Genomic DNA, 10,799 nt, shown 5'->3' with positions numbered 1-10,799 from the left:
CCGCAATGCGCATCGCAGCGACGAGATTGATCTGTATGGCTACTGGCCGATCACGGCCGAACACGCAGCCCGCCGGTGGCGCAGCGCGACGATGCGGCTGGTCCGCGAACCCGCTCTGGCCGCACGCGTGACTGAAGGCCTGTCCCTTCTGTGGTCGCCCGAGCAGATTTGCGGGCGACTGCGGCATGAATGCGTCCGGCCGTCGCCTGAGGGTACCACGAGAACGTCGGATCGCCCGACGCCCGGCAGATATTGCAGCGCGGCAGATTGCGGGCCATTGGGAAACCGATCTCGTTATGTTTCGCGCCGTCCTCAACGGCCAGCGCAATGTCATGGCGCTCGTCGAGCTGACAACCCGGTTTGTTCGGCTCGCTCGCTTTGAGAACCGGCGTCACGGGGCGTCGCCCGCGCCGTGCAGGCTCTGACAGCCCATCTCCCTGCCCCGCTGCGCCAGTCCGTCACCTGCGACCAGTGCTCGGAATTCGTGACCTTTACGGCGACAGAACAGACGACCGGCATGACGGTCTGGTTCTGCGTTCCCCCTCGCCATGGCAGAAAGGATCTGTCGAAAACATGAAGCCTGCCTCAGTTTCTGCCGATGGACACTCTTCTTCCCTCGATCGACCCCTCTGCTCTCAGAGCCATCAAGCCGCGGATGAACGCCACACCTCGAAAATGCCCCGGATACCTCACGTCAACAGAGGCGGTAGATCGGCTCCTCGAGAGCTTCAGCCTTGGGCGCGTCACTCCGCCTGACGGCTTCGCAACGCCCCCAAGGCCTGCATTCTCATGACGTGGCATACTTCGACTTGAACACGCACTCGTACACTCAATTTGAGCCTTTCGTGGATTTGGAATTTACAGAACTCATACCGGCAAGGTGGTTTATTTTTCCAAGACCGCCATCTTCGGTAACGCTTGTCGAAAACGTCATTTTTCCATTGTAGGTTTTATATTTCGAACTGGTCTTGTAGTCGGTTACCCTCAATTCTTTCGTGTAGCGGAACGTGGCAGGGTCTGTTTTATCTTTTTCAAAATACTGTTGTACCTTTAATCTCGTTTCCGGATTTCTGTACTTTCCCCAGTCCGAGGCCAATTGGCTAGCCATCTTCGGTTCGAGCATCGTGTTTGGTCCAGCTACGTTAGGGTCGTGCTGCGCTCTGTCCAATTTGCTCACAATACTGCGGCAGCCGACCACGTGTTTTGCCATAAACCCTGCGTCTAGATTCTGCCCCAGGCCGTCCTTTGCCGCTTGAGTCATTCCGCCTTGGCGAGACCTATTACCTTTGCCCATAATCCCGTCACCTAAACTATTTATCGACGCAATTATAGAATACAAGACGGCACCCATATCAAACAAACAAATGCTTGCCCGTTTCAACCGTAACACTTTTAGACACTGCCGGGTGTTGAAAGATTTGGGACGCTGGACGTGGTTAGAAAATAGTAAGTCAGGCTGGCCTGCGTATTGTGCGTAGGCGATACGTTTCTGGTGTAATCCGTTACCTGCGACCAGCGTTCGGAATTCGTTCCCTTTGCGGCGACCGAAAGGGCGACCGGCATGACGGTCGGGTTCTGCGATCCTCGATCGCCGTCGCAGAAAGGATCAGTGGAAAACATAAACGGCCGTCTGCGCCCGATGGACACACTCCTTCGCTCGAGTGGCCCCTCGGCTCTCAGAGCCATCGAGGCCCGGATGAACGCAGCACCCCGCAAATGCCTCGGATACCTCACGCCCGCAGGGGCGATGGATCGTCTCATCGACAGCGTCAGCCCTGCGCGCCGCTCCGCCTGACGGCTCCACAACGCCCCCCCCCCCCAAGGCTTGCATTCTCATGACGTGGCGCACTTCAGCTTGAACCCGCAGCGCAATTACATTTACGGCTGGCAGGCACACACGACGCCATCTCGGCCATAAATAATAAAACGAAAAAATATCTTATATATAAAAATATTTTATAGAACACCTCAAAGAAACACTACTTTTCTAAGTCTCCAGCGCGAGCTGCTGCAGATCCAACTCCGTTTCCAAGCGCCTCAGGACATGGTCGTGAATTTTCCCTGCGCGGTGCAGTTTCAAAATTTCGGAGCGACCGGCGACAATAGTCCCTTTCAGCGCTGCGTAATGCGCATCCCGATCATTCTTCAAACCGCCTGGATCGCGGCTATACCGGGTCGCGGCGCCTTCACGGAACCTGTACTGCTCCAGTAGACGGGGATGCAGAACGTCGCCTGCCTCGTTGACGGCAAGTTTTTCGATAGCTTCGCGTTGAGCCGTCGCCATGCGCGCACGCGCTTCGTATTCCGTCAGCAAGAAGCCGTCAGCCTCTTCGTCCCCCTCACCTACGCCAGTCCAGCGGATCAACGTCGAGAGCGTGCCACCCTGCACCACAACAGTTACAAGGATAAGAGTGAAAGTCGTCAATAAAACGAAGTTACGTCCCGGCATATCTTCGGGCGTCGAAAGCGCGACCGCCAGACTGACCACGCCACGCATACCGGCCCACCCCAGGATCGCCGCCTCACCCCATCGGCCCTTGCGATGCGGAATTCCGCGAAGAGCGCCGCGCGCCCAATCCACTGCGGTGGCGCCGTAGGCCCATATGAAACGGACGACGATAGTCGCCAGAACTACTCCTGCGACGCCGCCGACCAAGCGGCCGGTGGTCGGAAAAATTTCGTGGTCAAGCGGAGCGATACTATGGAGCGACAAGCCGATCATCACGAAGATCAACGCCTCCAGAAGGAACGTCAGAACTTCCCAGAACGCATCGGCGCTGCGTCGCGTCTTGGCAGGAAACACCTCGTGCTGGTGCCAGCCAAACAGCAAACCCATCGTCACCGTGGCCATGACGCCTGAAACACCCAGACGTTCGCCGGTCACGTATCCCACCCATGGCAACAGCAGCGTCAGACAGATGACAATGGTGGCGTTTCCGATCCGGCGGATGAGGAATACTGCAGCCCACCCCAGAGCAAGACCCAGCGCGACGCCGCCTACTGACAAGACGCCAAACATCGTGGTCGCGCGGGTTATCGAAAACGTGCCGGTCAGAAACGCCGCAATGGCCACGCGGTAAACCACGATGCTGCTGGCGTCGTTCAGCAGGCTCTCGCCCTCCAGCAATGTGGAGAGCCGTTCGGGGAGGCGCACCCGTTCAAGAACACTTTTCGCCGCCACTGCATCGGGAGGCGCAAGTATCGCGCCAAGAGCGAAGCACACCGACCACGGCAACCCTGGCGCCAGCCACCGGGTGACGCACCCGACCGCCAGCGTCGAAAACAGCACAGCGCCAACCGCCAGATTGAGGATGCTGACGAGGTTGGCGCGAAACGACGCCCATACTGTGAAATAGGCGCTCGACATCAGAAGCGGCGGCAGAAAGATCACAAGCACCAGATCGGGATCGAGCGTGATCGACGGAGCGCCCGGGATCAGCGCCATGACCAGCCCACCTGCGATGAAGGCGGCTGAGGGAGGTAGACTCAGACGTCGGGCGACCAGCGCCAGAATGAGAATCGCCGAAATGATAACCAACAGAAACTCAAACCGCGCGACGTCCGACATGGCCTCTCCTCTAACGTTCCGGGAAACGTAGCGAATGCGCCGCCTCGACCGGATCGAGAGTATCCGGCGCGGCGAGAGTTTCGCCAAGTGTGAATACAAGACGACGGAGAGCGAAAAGCATGAGCAGCGATAACAGGGTCGGAAAATGACGGCGACGGCGCAGTTTTGAACAGCCCGGTGCCAGCGGGGAGTTTGCTTGCAGTTCGGAACTAAAAAATCCACCTAGCCCAAGTATTCACCCGGCGCGGCTCAAACACATCAAAGGAAGCCCCCGTCGGGAAGCGAGAACCGCTGCAACACTGCGCTTCTCGCTTCCGCGTACGAGCAAAAGTCATGTCATACCGCGCGCGTCTGCCCATGCCACGCCACTGCACCATAAATCGCCAACCCTACGAAGAGAGCGTAGAGCGCCGCCGTCAGATAGAAACCGCGATAGGCGAACATCCCGGCATAGATCGTATCGACAACGATCCACAAAACCCAGTTCTCCCGATGCCGTCGCGCAGCCCAGAGCGTCGCAACCAGACTGAAGCTGGTCAATCCAGCGTCCATCCATGGCAACGCGGCGCCCGTGAAGCGTCGCATCGCCCACCCTAACGCCATCGCTCCTGCGACGCCGCAACCGAGCGCCATCCGCGCCTCTCCGGTCGGTAGCGGCGCGACCGCCACGACTTTCTCCGCATCGGCGCCGACGCGCCACCGCCACCACCCGTACAGTTGCAGAACGACGTAGGCGCCCTGCAACAGCATGTCGGAATAGAGCTTCCATCCATAAAACAACCATGCGTAGAGCAGCACACCGACCAGCCCCACGGGCCAGCACCACCATATGCGCCGCGCAGTCAGCCACACGCCCAGAAGACTGACGACCACTGCGATTTCTTCAACGGGCGACATTCCGCTCACGCGGCGCGCCCCTCGCGCTCGGCGATCCGACGCAACAAGCGGCGCCCTTCATTCCCATCGAACCAGTCGGCGTGGCGCAGCAGATAACCGTCATACGCCAGCGCTGCGTGCGCCATATTGCCCGTTGCGCCAGCAAAATACTCGGCCTCGCTCAGGGCGAAGTCGGCGTGCGCGAGCGGCAGAAGGTCAGCCAGACCGTGCAGCGATGCGTCACGCGGCATTGTCGTGGAATATCCGTCCAGCAATGCGTCGAGTTGATCCAGATCGGCCACAGGCTCCCCGCCCCGTTCGAAATCAAGCCATGACACCAGAGCCCGCTCAATGGCCGTGGCGACGTCAAAGAGAGCGAAAGAGCGGTTGGACAAGCCAAAATCCATAATTGTAGAAACCTTCGCGTCGTCGCCCTCCGCGCTCCAGAGCAGATTCGAACCGTGCCAGTCTCCATGCGTCCACAAAGGCTGCATCGCACGGACGGCTGCCACCGCGCGACGACGGAACGGCTGCAACAAACGTTCAGTGATCTCGCGGCGCCAATCCCGCTCTCCCAGCCACCGCGCCAAGGCCGGTCGCGCGGCAAGGTCCTCATCGATCCGGGCGATCGGGTCTTCGTCGCCGAACAACCTGAAATCCGCCCGTAACATCCCGCCGCATCGCGCAGGATGGGCGAAACCTGAGGCTGCACGGTGGAGCGCGCCAAGACTCGCCCCCGCTGCATGAGCGTGGGCCGGTGAACAGTATGGCGTCCAGGACGGCGCATCGCGGTAAACGTCCAATCCTTTTCCGACCCTGTGGACCTCGCACGTCCACAGCCCCCGCTGCTGCGCCCCGCGTCCGTCTCGGTCGCGCAGAACCTCGACCACTGGTGCCCCCCGCGCCCGAAGATGGGCGATGAAGGCATGCTCCTCTTCCACATCGGCCGGGCTGCGCACGTCACGATGAACGCGCTTCACAATCACAGTTCCGCGATTCGTCCTGATCTGAGCGGCGGCGGAAAACGGTCGAGGACTTCTCCAGACGATCTCAAGCGGCCGCCCCGCGTCCGGATAAGACGCCAGGAGACGCTCCACATCTTCCATTTCCAGAGCAGGCCAGTGTGGAGCGACGTCCTCAAGCCCAAGCCCGTGGGACCGATGTGGCTCCAGCTTTTCTTTCAAATCCCCAGTCCCTGCGCCGCTTCGACAACCATCACAAACAACTCGACATCAGGCGAAACAGATCACCGCAGTCCATATTTTCCTATATCGCGCCGGAACCAATCCGGCGTCTTACGGGCCGTGACGAGGGGACAAGGCATACCCCAGATACGCATATAACGCCGCGACGTTCAGCGTATCGCATTTCCCCGCCCCATATACATGAAAGGCCGTCAATCACTCCGGGAGCGCGTCGCGACGCCGTGCTCCCGCAATACAGCATCTTTTGGGAGGCAGACGCCGGCGCCCGAACTCACCGGGACGCGTTGAGCGCGTCGATCCTCGCCGCAAGGATAAAGTCATTTTCGTGAAGGCCACCTATCGCATGAGTATGGAGCGAAAGCGTCACATAACCCCAACCGAAGGAGAAATCCGGGTGATGCCCCTCCGCTTCCGCAAGCGCGCCTACCTGATCGACGAACGCCAGTGCCGCGGCGAAACCCGGAAAGCGATACCGTCGTTCGATGATCTTCCCGCCTTCCACGAAAGACCAACCATCCAGTTGCTCCAACAGGCGTGACGCAGCATCCGGAGCCAGAGGGGCCGCGTCATTCGCGCACGGCGCACACTGTCGTTCGGCCAAAGCTTTCAAAGTCCACGTGTCCCTGATCTGACGCTTGAGAACTGCGTCAACGTGAGGATGGAGCGCGCGGAAGCCCCATCCAGTGAGGGCGCCGCTCCTCGACCCAGACGAGCGCCCGATCGGTAAGTCGGCGGAGGGCGGGCACGTCCTCAGCCAGAATAAAAATCCCCAGCGGCAGCATCCAGAGCCCGAACACCGGCAGCACCGCGAGGCAACCACCCAGAATCAGAAACACCCCCGCCGGAAGCCTCGCCCATCTCGACTCAGGACGCCGTAACCAGCGGACATATCCCCGGATCCTGCCTGGAAGGCGTTGCAGCAATAATTCGATGCGGCGTTCTCTGGCCTCGAACTCGCGAAGAAACTGTCCATGCACGTGCTGGTTCATGACGACGCTCCTTCCTGTCGAAATCCGGACTGGTCAAATTCCCGGACCTCATCCGGCAACGCGTTTACTGACGAACGCCCGCGATCACATCGCGGTTTCGTCAATGACCGGACCGTGGCGCTTGGCATACCGGCTCACAGGCACGCAAGCACATGATCGACCGCAACCCGATGCGCTGAAACAGTCGCCTCCGGCGCAGTCCTGCCACCGCTTCGGCTCAAGACACAGTCGTAATCCAGCCTTCGTATCGCTGCGAGCCGCCGGTAACACCAGTTCAGCAACGTATGAGGCATGACCTCGATAACGCGCGCTCCCCGTCGACAAAATACAAGGTTGGTCAGTCCCGCGCCGTGAGGAGCGACGATCACCGCCGCATGTGCGAAGCACGCCCTCTGCTCGGCGACGCTCATGCGTTCCAGCCGAACGGTGGCGAAACCACGATCGGCAAGCGCCTGCGCCAGTTCATCCTCGTTCTCCAAAGGACGGATCGGGCTTTCCCGTCGGTCGACGTAAATCCGGTCGCCGGCTGCCGCATCGCCGCATTCAGGACCGTCGCTTCCAGCGATGAACGCCGCCGCGCCCGGATGACAGTAGCCGCGGGCGTCGACCGCACCCCACGGCACCGACAACCGTTCGATGGAAACGCAACTCGCACCGCTCATGACATGGCGCGGTAGCCCCGACAGTCCAGCCGCCGCCAAGACGCCGTCTATCCATTCGCGTTGCCAGTCGAACCGCGTCTTTGGAACCAGTACGCCCGACAGGCTTCGTTTGTCCTTCGCGTCGATGACAAACAGCCGCGCGAGATTCATCAGGACAAAGTGAAAATAATTGTCCGAGTTTCCCAGGAGCAGGCTGAGCCAACATCCCGCCAATCGCTCCGTCGGGGCTCCAAGATCGATCGCGCCGTCGTGCAGGATTTTGTACCCGTCCGCCTTGGGTGTCGTATGGTCGAGTGAATCTTCGACCACCAGCGAGCGTCCGTTACCGATCACGCCACTCGCCGAGCGAACGACGACATCCTCCATATCCAGCTTCCATGCCTGAACAGGCGTCGGCGGCGCGCGCAACCACTCGTCAGTCACTCCGAAAAGGGCGAGGCTTTGCTCCCCGAATAGCATCGGAGGGAAGCCCTGCGGAGAGCCATCGGGAATGGCCACAAAGTCGCGCAACGGCGACAGCCGCTGTTGCATGAGTGCGGCGAAACGCACCGGCACAGCCGACGGCGATGCTGTGTGGCTCGAGTGAGGCGTCGCGGTCTCGCTCATTTTCGAAAATTTCCTGTAGTGCGTCCATCGGTGAAGCCGCCCCATCCGGCGACTTCACTCCAGGCTTCATGAGGGTCGATATTTTTGATTAGAACCGCAATCGCCGTCCACGATGGCTCATTTTCCACCCACCTAGGCTTCCCTCTCTCGCAGGTCGCTCACAAGCGCGTCACAGAATTATCATCTCCGCACCCCGCCACATCAAAGCCTCCGCCCACTCCGTTCGGGCAGCCGCATCGACTGACACCTGCGCGCCGACGCTTCGTCCGCGACGCGTCCGGACGCCTCTTCGGCCCGGCTCCAGCGGCGCCAATCGCCTGTTGACAACACGCCCATTGGGCGTGCTCTAGCGGATCGTCTGGTCGCCGCCCGAGCAGGGCGGCGCGGCCGAACGAAAACCAACGCCGGAGTCAATCCATGAGCGCCATCGTCGATATCATCGCCCGGGAAATTCTCGATAGCCGAGGCAATCCCACAGTAGAAGTCGAAGTCGAGCTGGCCTCCGGCGCCACCGGTCGCGCAGCAGTTCCCTCCGGCGCCTCGACAGGCGCGCACGAAGCCGTCGAACTTCGCGACGGCGACAAGTCGCGCTACGGCGGCAAAGGCGTGCTCAAGGCCTGCGAAAACGTCGAAACCGAGATTTTCCCGACCCTGCAGGGCGCTGAGTCGCAGGACCAGATCGATATCGACAACGCGATGATCGACCTCGACGGCACACCGAACAAGGGCCGCCTCGGCGCCAACGCGATTCTCGGCGTCTCCCTCGCCGTCGCGCGCGCTTCCGCGAACGAGCTGGAAATTCCGCTCTATCGCTATATCGGCGGCCCGTTCGCACACACGCTGCCCGTTCCGATGATGAACATCATCAATGGCGGCCAGCACGCCGACAATCCGATCGACATCCAGGAATTCATGATCCAGCCGGTCGGCGCGCCGACCGTTGCTGACGCGATCCGCTGGGGTTCGGAGATTTTCGCGCAGCTCAAGAAGGCGCTCTCGGCTGCTGGCCACGGCACCAATGTCGGCGACGAAGGCGGGTTCGCCCCGAACCTTCGCTCGGCTGATGAAGCGTTGGCCTACATTACGCGCGCCGTCGAAGCCGCCGGCTACCGTCCCGGTGAAGACGTCACCTTCGCCCTCGACTGCGCCGCGACCGAGTATTTCAAAGACGGCAAATACGTCATGGAAGGCGAAGGCAAGACCCTCGACGCGGGCGGCGCGGTCGCCTATCTCGAATCCTTGGCCAGCCGTTACCCCATCGTCTCCATCGAAGACGGTTTGGCCGAGGACGACTGGGAAGGTTGGGCGCTGCTCACCGCCGCCCTTGGCGAGAAAGTGCAGCTGGTCGGCGACGATCTGTTCGTGACGAACCCTGACCGCCTGCGTCGTGGCATCGAAGCCGGCCTCGGCAACGCGCTGCTGGTGAAGGTGAACCAGATCGGCACCCTGACGGAGACGCTGGCCGCCGTCGAGATGGCCCATCGCGCGGGCTACACCAGCGTCATGAGCCATCGTTCGGGCGAAACCGAAGACGCCACGATCTCCGATCTCGCGGTCGCCACTAACTGCGGCCAGATCAAGACGGGCTCGCTCTCCCGTTCCGACCGCACGGCGAAGTACAACCAGCTCATCCGCATTGAGCAGGAACTGGCGACAGCAGCGTCCTATGCTGGCCGCACGATTCTGAAGAGCTGAGGGTTTAAAAGCCCCTCGCGCCTTGAGACTGGACTGAAACACCCGGCCTCAAGGCGCCTCGGGCTGAAAGCGGCGCGTCTTCCTGCGTCGCAGAAAGCCCCAGATCTGTTGCGAATTGGTCACTAAGAGAACAAAAACGCCTGATACGCCGGTCACACGGTTCTTCATGATCGACTTCATCCCCGCGTAAACGCTTGATTGGAGCACTACGGCGTCTCGTAATCAGCCGACGTCAGCAAATACGCTGTTAAGAGTATTGGCGCAGCTGGTGCGGTGCGCCACAGTCAGGATTCAGGCACGGGCGATTTCGCCGGGAAGGAAGTGAAGCGTATGCAGGCTGGCAGGTTTATCAGACGCACGCTGAATGCAGTCGTGCCCCCTGCCCTGTTCCTCGCGCTCGCCGGTTATTTCGGTTGGCAGGCGACGCAGGGCGCTCATGGCCTTCACTCCTATCATGACCAGCTGCGCCTGCTGGATGACGCCAGACAGTCCCAGAAAGACGCCACGCAGGAGCAGGCCGCATGGCGGCGACGCGTTGCAGGTTTGAGCGAAGGCGCCCTGAACGCCGACACGCTGGACGAGCGTTCGCGCGCCATGCTCAATCTGGCGCATCCCAACGACATCGTCGTTCCTTACGATCGGCATGACCAGTTGTTCTAAGCTATTTCGATCACTGGTTCTCGATCGTTGCAGCCTATCGCTTGATTTCCATCGCTGACGCTCGATTCCGGGCGCGCTTGATCTCGACGCTTGACCGCTGGGTCCAGATCCCTGGCGTTCGATCCCCGACGTTCGATCTTGGTCGCAGCCTCTGTCCGACGCCCGCTCCGCCAACGGCTAGTTACTGGGCCGTATCGCGAAAGACAGACAGGCCCCCGTTCCCCAAAACCATGCGCCCGGGAACGCAGCAGCGTCGCACCGGGTTCAGGCGCCAGATACAAACCAATCCGCCTCAGACGGACCGACCGCTTCCTCTGCACGCACAAACGGGGGCCCTCGTTCCCCCATCCGCTTTACCGCAATGGAACGCGCGCTCAGGGACGATTCTTCTGCGCGCGGATCGCGCCCGCCGAGGAACGATAGAGAAAAATGACGGCATAAAAAAAACCGCCTCTCCGAGGGAGAGACGGCTTCCGAAAGGCAGTGAAACCAGCCTTATTTGATCTTCGCTTCGCGGAACACAACGTGCTTGCGCGCA

12 protein-coding genes are annotated in these 10,799 nt (G+C 60.7%); 2 read left to right on the top strand and 10 right to left on the bottom strand.

What is annotated here, in order from left to right:
* Positions 1-50: 50 nt before the first annotated feature.
* The 10 genes from HK28_RS10230 to HK28_RS10190 all read right to left on the bottom strand — a co-directional run bounded on the left by HK28_RS10230 (position 51) and on the right by HK28_RS10190 (position 7,906).
* Positions 51-395, bottom strand: coding sequence for a hypothetical protein (locus HK28_RS10230; protein ID WP_086644481.1), 345 nt, complete (start codon positions 393-395; stop codon positions 51-53).
* Complete coding sequence (locus HK28_RS14020; RefSeq protein WP_158093450.1) at positions 392-550, bottom strand: hypothetical protein; 159 nt, start codon at positions 548-550, stop codon at positions 392-394. The genes HK28_RS10230 and HK28_RS14020 overlap by 4 nt, the downstream gene beginning before the upstream one ends.
* Positions 551-829: 279 nt before the next feature.
* On the bottom strand, positions 830-1,381 hold the full coding sequence (locus tag HK28_RS10225) for a hypothetical protein (protein WP_143217399.1): 552 nt from the start codon (positions 1,379-1,381) through the stop codon (positions 830-832).
* A gap of 11 nt (positions 1,382-1,392) precedes the next feature.
* Positions 1,393-1,620, bottom strand: coding sequence for a hypothetical protein (locus tag HK28_RS10220; RefSeq protein ID WP_086644479.1), 228 nt, complete (start codon positions 1,618-1,620; stop codon positions 1,393-1,395).
* A gap of 367 nt (positions 1,621-1,987) precedes the next feature.
* Complete coding sequence (locus tag HK28_RS10215) at positions 1,988-3,568, bottom strand: Na+/H+ antiporter (RefSeq protein WP_086644478.1); 1,581 nt, start codon at positions 3,566-3,568, stop codon at positions 1,988-1,990.
* A gap of 336 nt (positions 3,569-3,904) precedes the next feature.
* Positions 3,905-4,465: a nicotinamide riboside transporter PnuC gene (gene pnuC / locus HK28_RS10210; RefSeq protein WP_086644477.1), complete on the bottom strand. Its 561-nt coding sequence runs from the start codon at positions 4,463-4,465 to the stop codon at positions 3,905-3,907.
* A 5-nt stretch (positions 4,466-4,470) separates the two neighbouring features.
* Complete coding sequence (locus tag HK28_RS10205) at positions 4,471-5,628, bottom strand: phosphotransferase enzyme family protein (protein WP_198945859.1); 1,158 nt, start codon at positions 5,626-5,628, stop codon at positions 4,471-4,473.
* A 292-nt stretch (positions 5,629-5,920) separates the two neighbouring features.
* Positions 5,921-6,259, bottom strand: a complete 339-nt coding sequence (locus HK28_RS10200; RefSeq protein WP_086644476.1) for a 4a-hydroxytetrahydrobiopterin dehydratase — start codon at positions 6,257-6,259, stop codon at positions 5,921-5,923.
* 37 nt (positions 6,260-6,296) lie between these two features.
* Positions 6,297-6,638, bottom strand: a complete 342-nt coding sequence (locus HK28_RS10195; protein ID WP_086644475.1) for a hypothetical protein — start codon at positions 6,636-6,638, stop codon at positions 6,297-6,299.
* 134 nt (positions 6,639-6,772) lie between these two features.
* The gene (locus HK28_RS10190) at positions 6,773-7,906 is read right to left on the bottom strand and encodes a DUF563 domain-containing protein (protein WP_158093449.1); all 1,134 of its coding nucleotides are present in this window, start codon (positions 7,904-7,906) and stop codon (positions 6,773-6,775) included.
* A 417-nt stretch (positions 7,907-8,323) separates the two neighbouring features.
* On the opposite strand from HK28_RS10190, the gene eno reads away from it, so the two are divergent.
* Together eno and HK28_RS10180 are read left to right on the top strand one after the other, a co-directional pair.
* Positions 8,324-9,601 carry a phosphopyruvate hydratase gene (eno, locus tag HK28_RS10185; RefSeq protein WP_086644473.1) on the top strand — a complete coding sequence of 426 codons (1,278 nt, stop codon included), beginning with the start codon at positions 8,324-8,326 and terminating at the stop codon, positions 9,599-9,601.
* A gap of 330 nt (positions 9,602-9,931) precedes the next feature.
* On the top strand, positions 9,932-10,261 hold the full coding sequence (locus HK28_RS10180) for a septum formation initiator family protein (RefSeq protein ID WP_026399227.1): 330 nt from the start codon (positions 9,932-9,934) through the stop codon (positions 10,259-10,261).
* The last annotated feature ends 538 nt before the right edge of the window (positions 10,262-10,799 follow it).

The organism is Acetobacter sp. DsW_063, assembly GCF_002153745.1.
Lineage (GTDB): Bacteria > Pseudomonadota > Alphaproteobacteria > Acetobacterales > Acetobacteraceae > Acetobacter.
The sequence above is the reverse complement of the archived record's forward strand: the minus strand, read 5'-3'. Positions and strand labels throughout refer to the sequence as shown.